Below are 20,506 nucleotides of genomic sequence, written 5' to 3'. Positions count from 1 at the left end.
CGGACGATCGGTTTCCCGTCATCCGTTCCCGCCCGGGGCCCCGGCAGGCACCGCCGATGGTGTGGCCGTCACTCCGGTCCCGCGGGGGTGGCGGACCTGCCGTGCACCCCGTACGACTGCGAGGGAGCGCCGGGCGGAGGGCTGCCTCAGACCTCCCCTGCGGCACCGTCGAGGAAGTGGAAGCCCGGGCGCGGATGCATCAGGAAGTCATGGTGCGAGATGTTCCAGGCGTACGCCCCGGCCACCCCGAACACCACCCGGTCACCGGCCCGCAGCCCCGGCGCCGGGACCGCGCGGGCCAGCACGTCCTTCGGGGTGCACAGCTGCCCGGTCATGGTGACCAGGCCGCCCTGCGCCGCCGGCCACGGCCAGGGGTGCGGCCAGGGCGTGTCGGACGGCAGCACCGTGCAGGGCTGGTCGTGGCCCTTGGTCGCGGGGGTCCGCAGATGGTGGGTGCCGCCGCGCACCACGGCGAACTCCTCGCCGTGGCTGTGCTTCACATCCAGCACCTCGGTGGCGTACCAGCCGCAGTACGCGGTGAGCGCCCGCCCCGGCTCGATCCGCAGGGTGAGGCCGGGGTGCGCCGCGGCGAGCCGGGCCAGGCCCGCGCCGTAGGCGGTCCAGTCGAAACGGCGCTCCGGGGCGGCGTAGTCGACGGCCATGCCACCGCCGACGACCACCTCGGAGAGGGGGAACCGGTGCTCCGCGGCCAGTCCGGCGGCCCAGGTCACGATCGCCTCCGCCACGGCCAGCTGCTCCGGCGCCTCCAGGCCGCTGGCCAAGTGGGCGTGCACACCGCGGAGTTCGAGGTGCGGGTAGGTGCCGTCGGTGAGCAGCGCGACGACCTCACCGGCCTGGCCGGGGTCCAGCCCGAAGGGGGTCGGGCGGCCGCCCATGGCGAGCGAACTGCCGTCCAGGGAACCGTCGTCGACCGGCAGATTGAAGCGTGCCAGCACCGCGATACGGCGTTCCGGGGCGAGCCGGCCGGCCAGACTCGCGAGCATGCGGAGCTCGTACAGGCTCTCCACATGGAAGCGCTCCACACCGCACTCCAGCGCCTGGGCGATCTCCGCGGGGGTCTTGCCAGGACCGCCGAAGGCGAGCGGGGCGCCGGGTACGGCCTTGCCGACATGCGCCAGCTCGCCGCCCGAGGAGACCTCGTAGCCGTCGACGTACGGGCGCAGCGCGCCCAGGATCCCCGGCTCCGGGTTGGCCTTGGCCGCGTAGTAGAGCTCCACGCGCTCGGGCAGTGCGGCCCGGACCTCGGCCGCATGCGCGCGCAGCGCCGTCAGGTCGTAGACGTAGGCGGGCAGTTCCTCGGGCGCGAGGCCCTGGACGCGGTCGCGGACCGCGGCGGTGGGGGCGAAGCCGGGGGTGGTCATCGGGTGCTCCAGGGGGTGGTGTCGTCGGCGCGCACGGCACCGGACAGAACGGCCTCGGCCAGCGGCGAGGGCAGCAGGACATAGCCGGCCTCACGGTCGGCCTTGCGCTCCCAGCGGGTGAGCAGATTGGCCTTGGCGGGCAGCGGGACACCGGCCAGCAGGGCGGCCAGCCGCGGCGGGCAGCCGTACCGGTCCGCGTGGGTCTGCAGGGTGCGGCGCACCTGCGCCCACAGCTCCGCCTCGGTGCCCGGGTGCAGATCGGCGAGCGCGGCGAGCATCTCGGCGACGTGGTTGACCAGCAGGCAGTAGACGACCCGGTCCCAGCCGCGCTGGGCGTCGTAGGTCATCGGGGCCGCGACCCGCCCGGGCAGCGACGCCAGCAGCTCGGCGTGGTGCTCGGGGACCAGCTTGGTGCCCTCCAGGTCACGGAAGAGGACCTGGGCGGGCATCCCGTCGCCGTCGACACAGACCAGCACGTTCTGGAGGTGCGGTTCCAGCACCAGGCCGTGGTCGAAGTAGGCGGCGAGCACCGGCGGGAGCAGCAGATTGAGGTAGGCGGCCCACCAGTCCAGTGCGGCCTGCGGTCCGGCGTCGTCCAGGAGCCGGGAGACATGGGCCGGGCTGGTGGGGTACTCGTCGGCGACGGCGGCCGCCAGCAGCGGGGTGGTACCCGGCAGCAGCCGCTGGGAGAGACCCTCGCGGACGATGACGCCGAACCCTTCGAGCAGCTCGGTGTCCGGACGGCCGTCGGCGCCGGGCAGCGCCAGGCTGCGGTAGGCGGGCTCCCGCAGCACCGCGCTGCCCGGGAACCGGGTGGCGAGATCGGCGAGCGCCGGCGCCAGCAGCCGGGTGAGGGCCACCGCCCCGGACAGCTCGTAACTGGCGTTCTTCCGGAGGCAGTTGGTGATCCGGACGTTCAGGCTGAACTTGAGGAACGCCTCGCCGTCGTAGAGCGTGCGCACGGACGCGGTGGCGGCGAACGGCGCCCCGCCGCTGCCCAGGACGCGGATGTCGTCGCGGTCCAGCGCCTCCCGCAGACCGGCGTGGTCACGCAGCAGCTCGTACTGCCAGGGGTGGACGGGCAGCAGCCGGTAGCCGTCCGGCACCTCGGTGTGCAGCGCGTCCAGCGGGGCGGTGGCGCCCTCGTCGGCCGCTTCCTCGGCGATCAGCTCCTCGCGCACGGCGAGCAGCAGCAGCGGGAAGGCGGCCCCGGTCTCGGGCGCGTACGACTGCCAGGCGGCGGGATCACCGGTGCGGGCCTTGGGAGTCGGGTGGAAGCGGTGGCCGAGGATCAGCGACTGCTCGGAGGTGACATAGGCGGTCTGCCAGTCCTCCGGGTTCTGCTCCCCGGCGGCCGGGTGCCGCTCCGTACGGGCCGCCAGCGCCGCGGAGACGGCCTGGTGGCTGGAGGCGATCTGGGCCAGGAACTCCTCGTTGTCCACGCCGGTCCGCAACGACAGCTCGGCGTGCACGTACTCGGCCAGCCGGCGCCAGCCGGCCTCGGCCCAGCCGTCCGCGGTCTGTTCGGACACCGGGCCGGTGAACCGGTGCGCGCCGAGCAGCGAGGTACGGCGCAGCGCGACCCGCAGCAGTACACCGCGGCGCGGCAGCCGGATCAGCAGCTGCCCGTTGTCGACAGCGGTCTGGTGCTCGGGTCCGGACACCTCGCGCAGCAGGCAGTTGAGCAGGGTGTGCGCCACGGCCTGGTCGGCGGTGGGCGGACCGGCGGGGGCGGCGGGTGCCACGGCGGGGCCGGGGGAATTGGTCAGCGGAGGCATCGCGGGCTCCTGCGGGTGCGGGGGAGGCGGGAGAGCAGAACAGGGGCGGCGGTCGCGAGGACGGTGACCAGGGCGATCGCGGTGCCGGTCAGGACGGGCGCGGCGGGGCCGAACCAGTCGTTGCCGGCCGCGGCGGCCACACCGGCGGCGACCGCGCCGGCCTTGGAGAAGAATTCGATCGAGCCGAACAGCCCGCCCGGGGCCCGGCCCTTGGCGCAGTCCGCGGCCAGTACGGACAGACAGACCAGACCGAGGGTGAGCCCGGCACCGAGAACCAGGCGGACCGCGATGAAGCCGGTGAGGGAGTCCACCAGGCCGTGCCCGGCCAGACCGAGCGCGATACAGCCGAAGCCGAGACCGATGCCGAGCCGGGGGCGGGTGCGGAAGACGGCGTGCACCGCCATCGCCGCGACCAGATAGCACATGTGGGGCAGGGCGAACAGCACGCCGGACACCATGGGGCCGGTGCCGGGAATCCGCTCCTTGATGAGGGAGATCAGGTAGGGGAAGGAGATGACGGTGGAGAAGACGAAGGCGAACTCCAGGGCGTAGAGGGCGCGCAGCGAGGAGAGCGGGGCCCGCCCGGAGGGCTCGGCGGCTGCGGCCTCGGCCGCGGCCGGCTCCACCGCCGACGTGCCGTCCGCGTCGACCTCCGCGGTGGCGGCCTGCGGTGCGCCGGTCCGGATCCGCGGCGGCTCCGGCAGCGCCGCCAGCATCACGGCCGCGGTCAGCGGCAGCACGGCCAGCAGGGCGTACTGACGGTGCGGCGACAGCCACGGCGTCAGCGAGCCGACCACGATCGGGGCGAAGACCAGTGCCGCACGGGCGCTGCCCTGCATCAGGGTGAGCGCCCGGGACAGTGCGTTGCCTTCGAGCGCCGCTCCCAGATACCCGTTCGACGCGGCGAAGGTGCCGCCGAGGATGCCCTGGAGGACCAGCGCCGCGACGAACGTGCCCAGCGAGTCGGCCCAGCCGGCCAGCAGGAATGCCAGCGCCAGCCCCAACTGTGCCCGCAGCAGCAGCCGTTTGCGGCCGAAGCGGTCCGCGAGCCGCCCCCACAGCGGTGCGCCGACGGCCCCGAAGATGGTGGGGACGATGTAGAGCAGTCCGGCCCAGCGGGCGGCGCCGTCGCCGAGCTCGGGCAGGATCTCGGTGAGGTACGGCGGCAGTCCGAGGGCGGCGAACGACGCCACGAAGTAGCAGCCGGCCACGGCGTGCACCTGGCGGCGGGCGAGGCCCGGGCGGTCCTTGGTTTCGACGACGGCCGGTTCGACCTGGCGAGAAGTGGTGGTCCTCATCGGGAAGTCCCCGTCGGAAGCAGGTAGTTGGGGCCGGTGGTGTAGTGCTTGTTGATGTCGGCCGCGCCCGAACGCTCCTTGGAGAGCAGCGTCCCGGCGCTCACCATCGCCTTGACGGGGAGGTGCGGGGCGTCCAGGACGTAGGCGCGCAGCGCGGCGCCCGGCTCGCCCGGGGCGGTGCCCAGCCGTTCGGCGGCCTCGGCGAGCCGGTCGCGGACCAGACCCAGCAGCCGTGTGAGCGGCGCCCGTCCGTGCCGGGCGAGTCCGAAGGCGTACGAGCCCGCGCACAGATGGACGGTGATGGTGGCGAACAGGTCCAGCACCGGCCGGTCGCTCTCGGCGAAGATCCGTGGGTCGGCGAAGACCGATGGGTCCGGGGCGTCGGCTCCCAGCCTGTCCCGCAGCCGGGCGGCGTTGATCCGCGGCCCGTCGTTGTCCTTGAACAGCAGCCGCAGCCGGGTGCCGTTCGCCGTGCGGTCCCACACCAGCGAGATGTTCTGCTGGTGGGACTCCAGCGCGATGCCGTAGCCGAAGAGCGTGGTCTGCCAGTCGAAGAGCAGGGTGAGGCAGGCGTCCAGCAGGGCGAGCGGATCGCCGCCGTAGAAGCGGTCCGCGAGGTGGTCGATCACCAGCCGCCCGCCGGGCGCCCGGCTCAGCAGTGCGGCCATCGGCACCACGGCACTGCCGTCCAGTCCTGCGGGGTAGCGGCGGCACAGCACGGTCAGCAGCTCGTGGTCGGCGTGCGCGTAGACGGTCTCGTCGGCCTGAAGGACCGACTCCCGGAAGCGCGGCTCGCGGGCGATCACGGTCTCCAGCAGCCGCTGCCCCTCCGCGCCGTCGATGAGCGTACGGGGCTTGATGGTGCGCCGGTTCCGCAGGCCCAGTGTGGCGGTGGCCAGCGGCAGCTTCAGATGGAGCCGTGGATCGGCGTCCACCGCCACGGTGCGCATCGACAGGGTGGGGACGACGTCGACCACGGCGCGCTCGGACAGCAGCGCGTCGCCCGCCAGGCCCGTTTCGCGCAGCGCACCGTCCAGCGGTTCGCCGAGCGTCAACGGGTGTACGGGGAGGGCGAGATGGCTGTCGTCGAGGTGGGCGAGGCCCAGCTCGGCAGGCGTCGGCCAACAGGCGGGCAGCGTCGCCTCGCCGCCCGGAAGGGTGACCGCGGCACGCGGCAGGGCGAGCCAGCGCAGCGCGAAGTCCGGACGGAACTCGGGTGCGTAGGAGCGCAGTTGGGCCTCGGTCAGACCGGACCGGCCGCGGGCGGTCGGGTAGACGGGGTGGTCGAGCCGGGCGGCGAGCGTGTCGTGGGCCAGGCCGCCGTTCAGTCCCAGCCAGTCGGCCGGGTCCGCGCCATGACGGACCCTCAGCTCATCCTCGGCCTCGTCCCGGGTCCGGGTGTGCAGCCGCATCGTCGCCAGGGTCTGGCGGCACTCCTCGGCGAAGGCCTCAAAGCCCTCGTGGTCGGCCGGATCGGCCAGCGCGTGGAGCGCCGTGAGGACCTCGTCGACCGTGGTCAGCCGGGCGCCGTCGGACTCCCGCACGAGGAACGGCAGCCGCGCCGTGTACACGCTCTGGTAGCCGTCCTCGCCGAGGGGCAGCAGCAGCGCCCCGGCGGTCTCGTCGGCGGGCAGCCGCAGCCAGGGGCCGTCCGGCCGCTCCAGCAGCGTGCCACGGGTGCGCAGGCCGACCACGTCCTCGCGCAGCAGCGCGCCCAGAACGCGCAGCAGCAGCTCGGCCTCTTCCTCCGCTCCGGCGGGGTCGCCGGTCCGGTGCGGGGAGCGGCCCTCGGCGCTGGCGAGTGCGGTGTTCACGGAGTGATCTCCCAGCGCTCCGCGGCGAGGAAGCCGTCCGCCACCCGGTCCACGGCGCTGCGGTCGGTGCCGGTGACCCGCAGCAAGCCGAGGTAGTCGCGGTTGGTGCCGTAGTACGGATGTCGCTCGCCGAGCGCGCGCAGCGGCCGGTACGTCAGCCGTACGCCGTCCACCGTCCGGTCGGTGGCGGCGGGCGCTGCGGTGAGCGTGCCCGCGCGGTCGGCGAGGGGGCTGTCCACCCGGCCCGCGCCGTCGCGCCGCGCACCGAGATCCGCGGGCAGCGGCTCGCCCAGATGCGCCCGCAGGATGTGCTCGAACAGCGGGATGTCCAGGAGCTGGGCGAGCAGCAGGTCGCACTGGTCACCGATGACGCGGTAGTTCACCTCGATGAGCCTCGCCCGGCCCTCGTGCACCACGTACTCCGTGTGACAGGCGCCCAACCCGACGCCCAGCGCGTCGAGTTGCGCCGTCACCTGTGCGATCACGGGCTCCGGCGGGGCGGCGACGAAGTCCAGCCGTTCCTCGATGAAGACGGGTGGTGGGGAGACGGTGGTGTGGAAGCCGCCCAGGACATGCCGTATCCGGCCGTCGCCGATCGTCTCCAGGGTGTACAGCTCACCGGCGAGGAACTCCTCGGCCAGCAGCGCCGCGTGGGGGCGCCGCGCCTGGATCTCCTTGGCGCGTGTCACCAGCTCCTCGGGGTCCCCGGCCAGGATCACGTCTTCGCTCGCCACGCCCTCGCGGGGCTTGAGGACCACGGGATAGGGCAGGTCCGCGGCGGCGAACGCGGACGGGTCCTGCCCGGCGGCGAGTTCCACGGACCGCACCGCGTCGATGCCGGAGACGGCCAGATGGCGCCGCATCTCGCCCTTGTTCTTGGTGCGCAGCGCGGCCCGCCAGTCCTTGCCGGGCAGCCCGAAGTAGTCGGCGGCCAGGGCTGCTTGAGTCTGCAGATGGTCGCTGTTGGTGAAGACCGCGTCGGCGCGGTGGTGGGTGGCTATTCGGTTGATGACGGCGCGGAAGTCATGGACGTCGCACTCCAGGACCTCGGTCTGGGGGGATACGTCCCGGTGCGCCGGGGGCTGGTCCGTCAGGATCGTGACGTCGAGGCCGAGGCGGGCGGCGGCGGGCAGGAATCCCTCGGTGACCGAGTCGGTGGGGTTGAGGGCGAGCAGATACATCCGCATGAGCGGGGCCCCTTCGGGGTCGGGGGTGGGGGGCGAAGAGGGCAGGAGGGCAGTGGTCCCGGTGGGGTAGGGGCCACTGCCCAGGGCGTCAGCCCTTCGGCAGCGGCACGCCGGCGGCCTTCGCCACGTCGGCGAGCATGTGCTCGGCCGCCTGGATGCCGATACCGGACATCCAGGTCTCGTCCGGCACGTTGTAGACCTTGTGGTCCTTGACGGCCTTCAGGTCCTTCCAGACCGGGTTGGACGTGACGTCCTTCTGCTGGGTCTTGTCCGGGTCGTCCGCGACGGTCACGAACACCAGGTCGGCGTCGGCCTTGTCGATCTGCTCCGGACTGACGTCGAGCATCGTCTTGACCGGGTCGGTGGAGCTCTGGGACTTCGGCCGGGCCAGGCCGATGTCGTTGAGGACCACGCCGCTGTAGGAGGACTTCTGGTAGAGGCGGGTCGGGCCGGCGACGAAGCGGACCACGGAGGCCGACGGCATCTTGCCGTGGTTCTTCTTCTTGATGGCCTCGCCCAGCGCCTTGGCCCGGCTCTCGTACGCCTTCAGCTTCTGGTCGGCCTCCTTCTCCAGACCCAGGGCCTTGGCGTGGACCTTCAGATTGGCCTTCCAGGGGCCGCCGGTGGTCTCGGTGAAGACGGTCGGCGCGATGGCCTTGAGCTTGTCGTAGATCTTCTCGTGCCGGACTTTGGAGGACAGGATCAGATCGGGCTTCAGCATCGCGATCTTCTCAAGGTTCGGCTCCAGCAGCGGACCGACGTCCTTGACGCCGCCGATCTCGTCCTTGAGGTACTTGGGGAAGCCGCCCTCGGTCTTCATGTGCGGGGAGACCGCGCCGACGGGCTTGATGCCGAGGGTGGTGACGTCGTCCAGCTCACCGGTGTCCAGGACCACCACGCGCTTGGGCTTGGCCGGGATCTTCACCGAGCCGCCCTGGACGCTCTTGACGGTGCGCGGGAAGCCGGCGCCGCCCTTCGCCGCGTCGTCGTCCTTGGACGCCCCGCCGCCGCACGCGGTCAGGGTCGCGGCGCCCACGGTGGCGGCGAGCAGGGCGGCCGGCAGCCGGCGGCCGGGAACAGCAAATCTCGTGAACATGAGGGCTCGACTTCCTTCAGGGGAGCGGAAAGGGAAGTGCTCGTGGGGGAGAGCGGGTTCGGGTCAGGCGGTGACGGCGGTGTGCCGTTTCGCGCTGCCCTTGGGGACGACCAGCGGGGTACCGGTCTCGGGGTCGGGGATCACCCGGCAGTCCACGTCGAACACGGACTTCACCAGCTCCGCGTCGAGTACGTCCGCCGGGGCGCCGGCCGCCGCCAGCTGCCCGTCCTTGAGGACCACGAGATGATCCGCGTAGCGGGCGGCCTGTCCGAGGTCGTGCAGCACCATCACCACGGTGCGGCCCGCCTCGGAGTGCAGCGCGGCGACCAGGTCGAGGACATCGAGCTGGTGCCGCAGGTCCAGGAAGGTGGTGGGCTCGTCGAGCAGCAGCAGATCGGTGTCCTGGGCCAGCGCGAGCGCGATCCAGGCGCGCTGCCGCTGGCCGCCGGAGAGCTGGTCGACGGGCTGGTGGCGCAGCTCCTCGGTGCCGGTGCGCCGCAGCGCCTCCTCCACCGCCTGCTGGTCCGCCGTCGACCAGGGGCTCAGCAGCCGCTGGTGCGGGTAGCGGCCGAGCCGCACCAGCGCCTCGACGGTGATCGCGTCCGGGGTGACCGGCTGCTGCGGCAGCAGCCCCATCCTCAGGGCCAGCGCACGGGCCGGCATCCGGTGGATGTCGGCGCCGTCCAGCGCGACGGTGCCGGCGGCCGGCGGCAGCAGCCGGGTCAGCCCGCGCAACAGGGTCGACTTCCCACAGGCGTTGGGGCCGACGACGGCGGTGACGGCGCCGCCGGGCAGCACCAGGTCGAGGCCGCCGACGATCAGACGGTCGCCGTAGCGCAGGTCGAGTCCGTGGGTGGAGAGCTGGTTGGCGGTCATCGGACACTCCTGTTCACGGAACTGCTCTGACGGATCATCAGCACCAGCAGCCAGGGCGCGCCCAGAGTGGCGGTGACCACTCCGACCGGCAGGCCGCCGACGGGCAGCAGATACTGCGCCACCAGATCGGAGGTGAGCAGCAGTACGGCACCGGCGAGGGCGGACAGCGCCAGCGTCCCGGCGGTCGGCGGCCCGGCGAGGAACCGCACCATGTGCGGCACGGCCAGCGCCACGAAGGCGACCGGTCCGGTCAGCGCGGCGGCCAGGGAGGCCAGCACGATGGCGATGACCAGGATCTGAAGCCTGGCGGTGTGGGTGTTCAGGCCGAGCGTGCCGGCCGAGTCGTCGCCCAGGTCGAGGACGGCGAGCCGGCGCTGCAGGGCGAAGGCGAGGACGAGCCCCACGGCCACCGCCCCGCCAGCGGACCACACCTCGGTCCAGGTCCGCCCGTACACCGAGCCCGTGGTCCACTGAAGGGCCGAACCGGCCAGCTCGGTGGGGAAGCTGACGACCATGAAGCTCACCGCCGCGGAGAGGCCGGCCTGTACGGCGAGACCGACCAGCACGAGGCGCGTCACGCTGGTACCGGAGCGCCCGCCGAACACTCCCAGCAGCACCGCGGCCAGCAGCCCGCCGCCGAGCGCGGCCAGCGGCATCATCGCCTGCGAGGCCCCGGCGGCCAGCATCGCCACCGCGCCGAACGAGGCCCCGCCGGTCACCCCCATCACATCGGGGGAGGCGAGCGGATTGCGGAACAGCCGCTGCAACAGCGCACCGCCCACGGCCAGGCCCGCTCCCGCGACGATCGCCGCGACCATCCGCGGGGCCCGGAATTCCTGGACCACCAGCACCGTGCCGGCCTCACCGGCACCGAACAGCCCCTTGACCGCCTCGACGGGCGGCAGCGGCATCTCACCGTTGGCCACGGACACCGTCACCAGCGCGAAAAGCACCACCAGACCGGCGAGCGCGAGCAGCGGGGTCCGGCCGCGTCCGGGCCGGCGTCCGGCGGCCGGGGCCGGCGACGGGGAGCCGAGCGGCTTCGCGCTCCGTACGACGTCGTTCATCGGGCCACCTTCCGGGCCAGCAGCGCCAGCAGCGGCGCGCCGAGGAACGCGCTGATGATGCCGACCTGAAGCTCGGACGGCCGGATGACGAGCCGTCCGAGGATGTCGGCGGTGAGCAGCAGCAGCGGACCGGCGATCAGACAGCCGGGCACCAGCACCCGGTGGTCGGAGGTGCGCAGCACCTGGCGGACCAGATGCGGTGCGGCCAGCCCGATGAAGGCCAGCGGACCGGCCACGGCCACCGCGGACGCGGCGAGCAGCACGACGGCCAGGCCGCCGACGGTGCGGATCCGCGACACCGGCACGCCCAGCGCCTGCGCCGAATCGTCGCCCAGCGCCAGGGCGTTGAGGGCAGGGGTGAGGGCCAGCGCGACGACCAGCCCGATCACCAGGGTCGGCAGCACCGGGTAGAGCACCTCCAGCGGGCGCTCGGCCAGCGAACCGGCCAGCCAGAACCGGGCCTCGTCCAGCGACCGCTTGCTGGCCAGCATGACCGTCGACGTCCAGGACAGCAGCACGAGTTGCAGCACGGTGCCGCCCAGCGCGAGGCGCACCGGGTCGAGGTCGCCGGCGCGCCGGGCCAGTGCCTGGGCGAACAGCGCGGCGGCCGCGGCGCCCGCGAACGCGAACCAGAGGTACTGCACGGGGCGGGTCAGATGGAGTGCGTAGATCGCGGTGACCACCGCGAAGCCCGCGCCCGCGTTGATGCCGAGCGTGGTCGGGGAGGCGAGCGGGTTGCGGGTGATGCCCTGGACGACCGCTCCGGCGACCCCGAGCGCGGCGCCGACCGCGAGCGCCACCACGGTCCGCGGTACCCGAAGCCCCGTCACCACCAGGGCGTCCGGCCCGTGGGCGGCACCGGTCAGCGCGTCCCAGACGGTGGACAGCGGTACGGAGCGGGCGCCGAGGGCAAGGCTCAGTGCGGCACAGACCGCCAGCGCACCGAGCCCGGCCACGAACAGCGGGACACGCCGCAGGACCTTCGCGGCGGGACGCGCATCGGGCACAGGGGGTGCGGTGGCAGGAGGTTTGGTCGTCGACACGCGTCGTTACATTAGGTTAGGCATACCTAATACTGCAAGCGCGCGTTCGGTAAACGGTCAACTATCCCTTTTGTCGGGCGACTGGCATCCACTGCGGCGCTCAGGGCTCCGACCTGGGGTGTTCTACCCCTCCCTGCCGCCGCCCACGCCGCCCGACCCCTCCCCTCCTCGATGAGGACGCGTCAAGAGCCGATGACGCCTCCGGGTTGATACACCCCGAGAGCGCCTCCATTGCAGGTGCGGAGGCACCGTGTTTTTCTGGTGAGGGGATCTTGTGGTTCCGCCCGGCCGAGGAGCGCCATGCACCCCACCACTCCGCGCATCGCGATCATCGGTGCCGGACCCGGCGGCCTGACCTGTGCCCGGGTGCTCCAGCGGAGCGGCGTACCGGTCACCGTCTTCGCCCATGAGGCACCGGCCGCCCCCGATCCGCAAGGCGGCGCCCTGGAACTGCGGATGACGACCGCTCGGACCGCACTGCGGGCGGCCGGACTGTACGAGGAGTTCACCGCCGTCGCCCGCCCCGCCGGACGGGAGCTGCGGCTGCTCGACCACACCGCGACCGTGCTCCTCCAGGACGCCCCCGCCCCCGGCGGGCCCGACCGCACCGAGGTCGACCGGGCCGCCCTGCGCCGTCTGCTGCTGGCCTCCCTCACCGCCGGGACCGTGCGCTGGGGCAGCTATCTGCGCACCCTGCACCCGCTCGGCGACGGCCGCCACAAGGCCGAGTTCGACGACGGCCACACCGAGACCTTCGACCTGGTCATCGGCGCCGACGGAGCCTGGTCCCGGGTGCGGCCGATGCTCTCCGAAGAGACTCCCCACTACTCCGGTGTCACCTTCGTCGAGACCGGGATCGAGGACGCCGACGGCCGCCACCCGGACCTCGCCCGTCTCGTCGGCGACGGCGGCATGCTGGCGCTGTCCGCCGGCAAGGGGCTGCTCGCCCGGCGGCACGGCCGGGGCCACCTCCTCGTGTACGCCGGGTTCCGCGGCTCCCAGGACTGGGCGCTGGCGGCCGGTGTGCGGATCACGGACACCGAGGCCGTGCGCGCCGTACTGCTCGACGGGTTCGCCGGGTGGGACGACCGGCTGCTGGCGCTGCTGCGGGACAGTGACGGCGGGTTCGTCAACCGCCCGCTGTTCGCGCTGCCGGTGCCGCACACCTGGAACCACACCCCGGGCCTGACCCTGCTCGGCGACGCCGCGCATCTGATGACCCCGTTCGCCGGCGGGGGCGCCGGCCTCGCCATGCTCGACGGCTGTGAACTCGCCCGGGCACTGGCCGAGGACAGCGACCCGGACGCGGCGGTACGCGCCTACGAATCCGCCCTGCTGCCCCGCGCCGCGCAGGCCGCCGACCACGCCGCCCGCGCCCTGGCCCAGGCCTTCGCCCCCGACGCCCCGGACAGCGCGCTGCGCTTTCTGCGCGCCGGACGCGAACCGTGACGGCGGCGGGACCGCCACCGCGCCCGGCCGGCACCACGGCCGCCCTCCGGTTGCGGCCCCGCCGTGCCCATCGGACGATCGGCAGCGTACGGAGACCGGATCCGCGGCGAACGGACACGAGTGCGGCACCGCCCGGCCATCGCCCGGCGCGGAGGGACGGAACACACCGTGAAGATGACTGAGCCCACGCCCGGCGCGCCCTGCTGGGTGGAGCTGGGGACCTCGGACGTGGCTGCCGCCAAGGTGTACTACCGCGAGGTCTTCGGCTGGTGCGCCGAGACCGATCCGCGCCCTGAGGCGGGGGGCTACACCACGCTGTATCTGGGGGAGGCCCCCGTCGCCGCACTGACCCCGCTCCACACCCCCGGTCAGCCGACCGCCTGGACCGTCTCGTTCGCGGTCCGGGACGCCGATGCGCTGTCCGCGGCGGTCACCGAGGCGGGCGGCCGGCTGCTGAGCGGGCCGATGGACGTCTTCGACGCGGGCCGCTTCGCCGTACTGGCCGACCCGGAGGGCGCCGTCTTCTCGGTGTGGCAGGCCCGTTCGTTCGCCGGTGCCGCGGTGTTCAACGCGCCGGGCTCCCTCGGCTGGGTCGAGCTGGCCACCCGGGACTCCGAGGCCGCCAAGGCGTTCTACACGACGGTCTTCGGCTGGACCGTGGGCACCCATGAGGACTATCCGCAGTGGGGCCTCGACGGCGCCGACTTCGGTGGCCTGAGTGCGCTGGACGAGTTCTACCCGGAGGACATCAGGGCGCACTGGCTCCCGTACTTCGCGGTGGCGGACGTCGAGGGGACGGCCGCCCGGGCCGCCGAGTCCGGCGGGATGCTGCTGGTGCCCCCGACGGAGGTCCCGCACGGGCCGAAGGTCGCGGTGATCCGGGATCCGCAGGGGGCCTCGTTCGGAATTCACCGCGTCGGCACCGAGGGCTGACGCCCGGTCTCCCCGGTGCGCGCACCGGGCGGCGAGGGCCCGTGAGCCGGGCGCAGGCGCGGCGTCACACGATCGGCGGCCTGTTCGTCGTTGCACCACATTCCACTGGCGGTTTGCGCGTAATGTCCACTTCTCACCAGTGGGTGGCATCGCGCGTCAAGAACAGGAGACCCCCTATGTCCACGACCGACATCCTCGTGGCCCGAGGCAGGCGGCTCGTCGCCGGTACGGGCGCACTGGCCACGGCCGTCGCCCTCGGCGCGACGCTGCTCGCCGCGGCCCCGGCACAGGCGACGCCCGGCCCCCCGAAGCCCTACGGCGTGGTCACCGCCAAGGCGGGTCTGAGCGAGCGTCAGTACCCCAGCACGGACTCGTCGGTACGGGGCTACCTCCGCCACCGCGCGCACGTCGGCCTGGTGTGCAAGGTGCGCACCCAGAATGTGGGCGGCAACTCCGTCTGGTACCTGACCCGCGAGGAGCGGGCGACCTGGGTCTCGGCGAAGTACGTGACCAACAGCGGCCGCGTCAAGTACTGCAAGGACGTTCACCGCAACCGGGTGCAGCCGAAGCACACGGCGAAGCACGTCGTGGGCTGATGGAGCCCCGGGGAGGCCCGGTCCGGTGCCACAGCGGTACCGGACCGGGCCTTCGTGTGTGTGCGGCAGCGGCGCGGCCCGCCGCCCGCCCGCTCCGCGCCCTTCCGTATTACTGGAACAAGTTCTACTGTGCCTCCGATCCGGCAGCCGACGGCCCGTCAGCTTCACGGGCCCCGCGGACCGGACGACCGGACCGGACGAACTGGAGGGGCCGTGCACCTCGAATACACCCCCGAACAGCAACAGTTGCGCGCCGAGCTGCGTACGTACTTCGCCGCGCTGGTGCCGGACAACACCTACGGCCGGGACCCCGGGGGCACCAGAGGTGATCTCGCCGACCCCGCCGCCCAGAAGCGCTTCTACCGTGAGACGGTGCGCCGGCTGGGCGCCGACGGCTGGCTCGGCGTCGGCTGGCCCAAGGAGTTCGGCGGCCGCGGCCTGTCCCCGATGGAACAGTTCATCTTCTTCGACGAGGCCGCCCAGGCCGGGGTGCCGCTGCCGCTGATGGCGCTGAACACCGTCGGCCCGACGATCATGCAGTTCGGCACCGACGAGCAGAAGTCCTACTTCCTGCCCAGGATCCTCTCCGGCGAGATTGACTTCGCCATCGGCTACAGCGAACCGGACGCCGGCACCGACCTGGCCGCCCTCAAGACCCGCGCCATACGGGAGGGCGACGAGGAGACCGGCCACTACGTCGTCAACGGGCAGAAGATCTGGACGACCAACGGGGACACCGCGGAGTGGGTGTGGCTCGCGGTGCGCACCGATCCGGCCGCCCCGCCCCACAAGGGCATCACCATGCTCCTCGTCCCCACCAGCGACCCCGGCTACTCCTGCACCCTGATCAACACCCTCGCCTCGCACGACACCACCGCCAGCTACTACGAGAACATCACCGTCCCGGCCTCCCGCCGCGTCGGCCAGGAGAACAAGGGCTGGCGGATCATCACCAACCAGCTCAACCACGAACGGGTCACCCTCGCCGCCCACGGCACCATGGCCATCCGCGCCCTGCACAACGTCCAGCGCTGGGCCGCCGACACCAAGCTCACCGACGGCCGCCGGGTCATCGACCTGGGCTGGGTACGCGGCCGGCTGGCCCGTACCCACACCAGACTGGATGCCATGAAGCTGCTGAACTGGCAGATGGTCGACGCCCTCCAGCACGGCACGCTCACCCCGCAGGACGCCTCCGCGGTCAAGGTCTACGGCTCCGAGGCCAGACGGGACGCCTACGCCTGGCTCATGGAGGTCGTCGCCGCCGCGGGCCCGCTCAAGGAGCGCTCGGCCGGCGCCGTCCTGCACGGCGAACTCGAACGCGGCTACCGCTCGGCCGTCATCTTCACCTTCGGCGGCGGCAACAATGAGATCCAGCGCGAGATCATCTCGTGGATCGGCCTGGGAATGCCGCGGGTACGGCGCTGAACCGGCAGCAGGGAGGCGTGGTGCACACAGACGACCCGGGGCTCTTCGGGCCCCGTTCCGTGACCTGGCAGCTGCATGCGGATCCGATGATGTGGATCGCGGGCATCCGGGCGCTGTACCTCCAGGCGCTGCACCCGCGGGCGGTGCGCGGGGTGTTCCAGAACTCCGCCGCGTTCCGGATGAGTGGGCAGGGGAGACGGGACGCCTGGGGGCGGCTGATGCGGACCGCGAACTTCGTCGGCACCCTCACCTACGGCACCACCGAGGCCGCCGAACAGGCCGGCGCCGCGGTCCGTGGCCTCCACCGCCGGCTGGCCGCCACCGATCCGGACACCGGTGAGCGCTACGGCGTCGACGAACCGGACCTGCTGCTGTGGGTGCACTGCGCCGAGGTGGACTCCTACCTGGACGTACTGCGCCGCTCCGGCTACCCCGTCGGCGCCGCCCAGGCCGACACCTACCTCGACGAGCAGCGTGAGAGCGCCCGGCTCGTCGGCCTCGACCCGGCCGGGGTGCCCGGCAGCAGGGCCGCGCTCGCCGCCTATTTCGCCCGCGTACGGCCCGAGTTGGCGCTGACCCCCGAGGCCCGCGAGGTGGACGGCTTCCTGCGCCGGCCACCGGCCCCGGCCGTGCTCGTCCCGGCCCGCGCCCTGCTCTGGCGGCAGGTGGCACAGCTCGCCTACGGCGCACTCCCGGCGTACGCACACCAGCTCTACGGGCGTCCCGTGCGCCCGGCCGCCGTCACCCGCCGGCTGCGCGCCACCGGCCGCCTCCTTCGCGCCGTTCCGCCCACGGTCCGCTGGCAGCTCCCGCCCCGGCACATCCTGCGCGCCGTCGCGCGACTCGGCCCCGACAGCCGCCCAGCGCCCTACAAGCTCCGCCGATCCGCCGCCATACTGGACGGGCAGGAGGGCGCGCAGGGGGAGCTGCGCGGCTGACCGGGGGAAACGGGGACGGGGGCGGCGATTCATGGTGGCGGAGAACAGACTGATTCAAGGGCGGTACCGGCTGCTCGGCACCATCGGGCGCGGCGGGATGGGGGAGGTGTGGCGGGCCCGCGACGAGTCGCTGGGCCGGCAGGTCGCGGTCAAATGCCTCAAGCCGCTGGGGCCGCGGCACGAACCCTCATTTCTCCAGGTCCTGCGCGAACGTTTCCGCCGTGAGGCCCGGGTCGCGGCCGCGCTCCAGCACCGCGGGGTCACCGTCGTCCATGACTTCGGCGAGGACGACGGCACCCTCTTCATCGTGATGGAGCTGCTCAGCGGCCGAAACCTCAGCCAGCTGCTGGACGACAACCGCCGGCAGCCGCTGCCCGTACCGGACGTCATCGAGATCGCCGAACAGGTCACGGCCGCGCTGGCCTACACCCATGAACAGGCCATCGTGCACCGCGATCTGAAACCGGCGAACATCGTCCGGACCGCCGACGGCACGGTCAAGATCTGCGACTTCGGCATCGCCCGGCTCGGCCATGACATCGGCTTCACCGCCCGCCTCACCGGCACCGGTATCGCCATGGGCAGCCCGCACTACATGTCGCCCGAACAGATCGGTGCGCACGGCGTCGACCACCGCAGCGATCTCTACTCGCTGGGGTGTGTGCTCTACGAGATCGCGACCGGCGTGCCGCCGTTCGATCTGGGGGACGCCTGGGCGGTGCTCGTCGGGCACCGCGACCTGGCGCCGAAGCCGCCCCGTACGCTCCGCCCCGACCTGCCCGAGGCCTACGAGCGGATCATGCTCGAACTCCTCGCCAAGGACCCCGACGACCGGCCCCGGGACGCCGATGAGCTGGGCAAACGCCTCGCCGATGCCCGCCATCCGCACCCCTGCGGGGCCACCGTGGCCGCCGGTTTCGCGGACATGACGGTGCCCGTCCCGCCGCTGCCGTTCTGGACGCAGGGGATGACGCTCGGCTTCCCGGCGGACGCCACCCGGCGGCCGCAGCGGTATCCCGTCGACGGCACCGCCACGGTCCTCACCGGCACCTGGACCGGCGGCACCGACCCGCAGGACGGCGGCGCGTCCCCGGCCGCCGGCATCGCCAGCCCGGCACCGCCGGACGACCGCCGCGCCGCCCTCGCCGACCTCGCCGGACGGCACACCGCCGCGCTGAACCTCGGCCGGCTGGGCCGTTGGGAGGAGGCCGGCGAGGCGCACCGCGCACTCGCCGCGGCACGCGAGCGGCTCCTCGGCGCCGACCACCCCGACACCCTCACCAGCCGCCTGGAAGCCGGCCATGCGCTGGGCCGGCTGGGCCGGCACTTCGAGGCGCACCAGATCTACGCCGAGGTCCTCGCGGGCCGCGAGCGCGCGCTGGGCCCGGACCATCCCGACGCGCTGAGCTGCCGCCACCATGTCGCCCGCAACCTCGGCCGGCTGGGACGGCTGGAGGACTGCCGGGCGATGACCCAGGAGGTGGCCGCGGCCCGCGCCCGGGTGCTCGGCGCCCGGCACCCCGACACCCTCGCCACGTACTGCGAACTCGCCCACGTCCTGGGCCAGTTGGGCATGTGGCCGGAAGCGCTGCACACCTACCGGGAGGTCGCGGCGGCGCGCACCGCCACGCTCGGGCCCGATCACGAGGACACCCTCGCCGTCCGTTACGAGGTCGGTATCGGCCTGGGCCGGCTCGGCCGCGGCGCGGACGCCCTGGCGCTCTACCGCGACCTGGTCGTGGACCGTACCCGCGCCCAGGGCGCCGACGACCCGGAGACGCTGCGCGCCCGGCACGGGCTCGGGGTCAGCCTCGGGCGGCAGAACCGCTGGCAGGAGGCGCTGGTGGAGGCCCGTGAGGTGGCCGCGGCCCGCGCGCGGGTGCTCGGTCCCGAGCACCCCGACACCCTGGTCAGCCGCCGGGAGACCGCGGTGGCGCTCGGCTGGCTCGGCCGCTGGAGCGAGGCGCTGGACATCTACCGCCAGGTCGCCGACGCCCGCGAACGGGTCCTGGGCGCCGCCCATCTCGACGCGCTGGCCAGCCAGGGCGACCTCGCCCAGTGCCTGGAGCAACTGGGCCGCCGGGAGGAGGCGGCCGCGCTCCGGCGCCGGGTCGCGGCGCTGCACCAGGAGCGCGCCGTACGCCGCGGCCGGAAGCGGGACGGCACCCGGTCCGCCGGCCCCCGGGTCAGTTCGGGGTGACCCGGTAGAGCACCGTGCCGTGCGGCGGCACCTCCCGCGCCACGATGTCTTTCGCGCTGTGCGTACGGCGGCCGGTGACCAGGTCGTGCAGCCGGTAGGAGTCCGCCTCCGCCAGCCCGGCCGCGCGGGCCGTGACGGACAGCGTGCGCGGTGTGCTGCCGGAGTTGAACAGGGCGATCGCCCGGTCGCCGTTCTTCAGCGGCTTGGACAGCACCGCGAAATCGTCGTCCTGCGCGACCACGCGCCCCTGGACGCCGAGCGCGTCCTGGTCGACGGCGATGACCCGCTCGTTCCCGAGCACCTTCCGCGCCGCCGCGGGCAGATCGGACAGATCCGTACTGGAGATCAGCGGTGCGGCCATCATCGCCCACAGCGACATCTGGCTCTGCATCTCCTGACGGGTCAGGCCCGCCGCCCCGGCCAGCAGAAAGTCCGGATCGTTCCAGCGCCCGGCCCGCTGGAAGGCCGCCAGACGGGAGTTGTAGCGGAAGTTGTAGACGATGGAGGCCCACTTCGCGGCCGGTGTGCTCTTCTGGAGGGCGATGTCCCGGCCGCCCCGCCACAGATTGCCGACCTCGGACGACCAGCGGATGACCCGGTGCCAGACGCTGTCCCCGTCGAACTGGAAATAGGCCGGTGCCGACACGGAGAACGTCATCGGGCGGCCGGTGTCGCGCAGCGCACGGCTCAGCTGCCCGTAGAGCTCACGGAAGGTCGCCTCCTTGCCGCGTCCCGGGGTGACCGGCACATTGCAGCCGTCCGCCTTGACGTAGTCCACCTTCCAGCGCGCGAACTGCTCCGCGTCCTGCTGGAAATGCCCCAGGCTGCCCGGGAACTTCTCGCAGGTCAGCGTGCCGACGTCGGCGTAGATGCCGAACTTCAGCCCCATCTCGTGCAGCTGCTTCCCGAGGTGGGCCATACCGTGCGGGAACTTCACCGGGTCCGCCACCAGCCGGCCCCTGGCGTCGCGCTGTCTGCTCATCCAGCAGTCGTCGAGGGTGACGGTGCGGTAGCCCTTCCGGGCCAGTCCCGTACGGACCAGCGCCCGCGCGTTGTCAAGGACGACCTTCTCGTCGAGGTCGCACATGTAGTACGACCAGTTGTTCCAGCCCATCGGGGGGCGCGGGGCCAGATTCGGATATGTCCCGGTGGCGCGGGAGGCGCCGGGGGCACGGGCCGGGTCGGGGGCGGCGGAGGCCGGCGCGGGGGCCGCGAGCAGCCCGGCCGAGCAGGCGGCGACGGCGGTCAGTCCGGCTAAGGAGCGGCCGATGCGGGGTACCGGCGGACGGGACACGGGTCACCTCACGGATGGGCGGTACGGCCCGCTGAGCGGACGGCGGGAGCGGTGCCGGGGCGGAGCACGGCCGGGACGCTAGGAGCAGCCCCCCGCCCGGTCAAGAAGCCGCACCGACCCGGGTGCA

The 20,506-nt window shown here is 73.1% G+C and carries 16 protein-coding genes; 6 read left to right on the top strand and 10 right to left on the bottom strand.

The window, feature by feature from the left end:
* Nucleotides 1-146: 146 nt before the first annotated feature.
* The 9 genes from TU31_RS29775 to TU31_RS29735 form a co-directional block, all read right to left on the bottom strand.
* The gene (locus TU31_RS29775; RefSeq protein ID WP_042160284.1) at nucleotides 147-1,382 is read right to left on the bottom strand and encodes a type III PLP-dependent enzyme; all 1,236 of its coding nucleotides are present in this window, start codon (nucleotides 1,380-1,382) and stop codon (nucleotides 147-149) included.
* Entirely contained in the window at nucleotides 1,379-3,160 is a 1,782-nt protein-coding gene (locus TU31_RS29770; protein WP_042160282.1) for an IucA/IucC family protein, read from the bottom strand. The genes TU31_RS29775 and TU31_RS29770 overlap by 4 nt, the downstream gene beginning before the upstream one ends.
* Nucleotides 3,148-4,458 carry an MFS transporter gene (locus TU31_RS29765; RefSeq protein WP_042160280.1) on the bottom strand — a complete coding sequence of 437 codons (1,311 nt, stop codon included), beginning with the start codon at nucleotides 4,456-4,458 and terminating at the stop codon, nucleotides 3,148-3,150. Before TU31_RS29765 ends, TU31_RS29770 begins: the two co-directional genes overlap by 13 nt.
* A complete protein-coding gene (locus TU31_RS29760; RefSeq protein ID WP_042160278.1) occupies nucleotides 4,455-6,272 on the bottom strand; it encodes an IucA/IucC family protein in 1,818 nt (605 codons plus the stop codon). The genes TU31_RS29765 and TU31_RS29760 overlap by 4 nt, the downstream gene beginning before the upstream one ends.
* The gene (locus tag TU31_RS29755; RefSeq protein ID WP_042160276.1) at nucleotides 6,269-7,459 is read right to left on the bottom strand and encodes an ATP-grasp domain-containing protein; all 1,191 of its coding nucleotides are present in this window, start codon (nucleotides 7,457-7,459) and stop codon (nucleotides 6,269-6,271) included. The genes TU31_RS29760 and TU31_RS29755 overlap by 4 nt, the downstream gene beginning before the upstream one ends.
* Nucleotides 7,460-7,547: 88 nt before the next feature.
* Entirely contained in the window at nucleotides 7,548-8,555 is a 1,008-nt protein-coding gene (locus tag TU31_RS29750) for an ABC transporter substrate-binding protein (protein ID WP_042160273.1), read from the bottom strand.
* A 63-nt stretch (nucleotides 8,556-8,618) separates the two neighbouring features.
* A complete protein-coding gene (locus tag TU31_RS29745) occupies nucleotides 8,619-9,431 on the bottom strand; it encodes an ABC transporter ATP-binding protein (protein WP_042160271.1) in 813 nt (270 codons plus the stop codon).
* Nucleotides 9,428-10,498: a FecCD family ABC transporter permease gene (locus TU31_RS29740; RefSeq protein ID WP_042160269.1), complete on the bottom strand. Its 1,071-nt coding sequence runs from the start codon at nucleotides 10,496-10,498 to the stop codon at nucleotides 9,428-9,430. The genes TU31_RS29745 and TU31_RS29740 overlap by 4 nt, the downstream gene beginning before the upstream one ends.
* Nucleotides 10,495-11,505, bottom strand: coding sequence for a FecCD family ABC transporter permease (locus tag TU31_RS29735; protein ID WP_042160267.1), 1,011 nt, complete (start codon nucleotides 11,503-11,505; stop codon nucleotides 10,495-10,497). The genes TU31_RS29740 and TU31_RS29735 overlap by 4 nt, the downstream gene beginning before the upstream one ends.
* 336 nt (nucleotides 11,506-11,841) lie before the next feature.
* Here TU31_RS29735 and TU31_RS29730 point away from each other — a divergent pair, with 336 nt between their 5' ends.
* The 6 genes from TU31_RS29730 to TU31_RS29705 all read left to right on the top strand — a co-directional run bounded on the left by TU31_RS29730 (nucleotide 11,842) and on the right by TU31_RS29705 (nucleotide 19,085).
* Nucleotides 11,842-12,990: an FAD-dependent oxidoreductase gene (locus TU31_RS29730; RefSeq protein WP_042160265.1), complete on the top strand. Its 1,149-nt coding sequence runs from the start codon at nucleotides 11,842-11,844 to the stop codon at nucleotides 12,988-12,990.
* A 168-nt stretch (nucleotides 12,991-13,158) separates the two neighbouring features.
* Nucleotides 13,159-13,923, top strand: coding sequence for a VOC family protein (locus tag TU31_RS29725; RefSeq protein ID WP_042160667.1), 765 nt, complete (start codon nucleotides 13,159-13,161; stop codon nucleotides 13,921-13,923).
* Nucleotides 13,924-14,099: 176 nt separating this feature from the next.
* Nucleotides 14,100-14,519, top strand: a complete 420-nt coding sequence (locus TU31_RS29720; RefSeq protein ID WP_042160263.1) for a hypothetical protein — start codon at nucleotides 14,100-14,102, stop codon at nucleotides 14,517-14,519.
* Between the two features lie 213 nt (nucleotides 14,520-14,732).
* Nucleotides 14,733-15,947 (top strand): acyl-CoA dehydrogenase family protein, encoded by a 1,215-nt coding sequence (locus tag TU31_RS29715; RefSeq protein WP_042160261.1) that lies wholly within the window; start codon nucleotides 14,733-14,735, stop codon nucleotides 15,945-15,947.
* 20 nt (nucleotides 15,948-15,967) lie between these two features.
* On the top strand, nucleotides 15,968-16,885 hold the full coding sequence (locus TU31_RS29710) for an oxygenase MpaB family protein (protein WP_042160259.1): 918 nt from the start codon (nucleotides 15,968-15,970) through the stop codon (nucleotides 16,883-16,885).
* A 34-nt stretch (nucleotides 16,886-16,919) separates the two neighbouring features.
* Nucleotides 16,920-19,085 (top strand): serine/threonine-protein kinase, encoded by a 2,166-nt coding sequence (locus tag TU31_RS29705; protein WP_042160665.1) that lies wholly within the window; start codon nucleotides 16,920-16,922, stop codon nucleotides 19,083-19,085.
* Here TU31_RS29705 and TU31_RS29700 read toward each other — a convergent pair.
* Nucleotides 19,072-20,379 (bottom strand): glycoside hydrolase family 27 protein, encoded by a 1,308-nt coding sequence (locus TU31_RS29700; RefSeq protein ID WP_052719111.1) that lies wholly within the window; start codon nucleotides 20,377-20,379, stop codon nucleotides 19,072-19,074. The two genes, TU31_RS29705 and TU31_RS29700, sit on opposite strands and share 14 nt — an antisense overlap.
* Nucleotides 20,380-20,506: the final 127 nt, after the last annotated feature.

This window comes from Streptomyces lydicamycinicus, assembly GCF_000829715.2.
In the GTDB taxonomy this organism is placed as follows: Bacteria; Actinomycetota; Actinomycetes; order Streptomycetales; family Streptomycetaceae; genus Streptomyces; species Streptomyces lydicamycinicus.
This window is presented reverse-complemented; position numbering and strand designations above follow the sequence as displayed.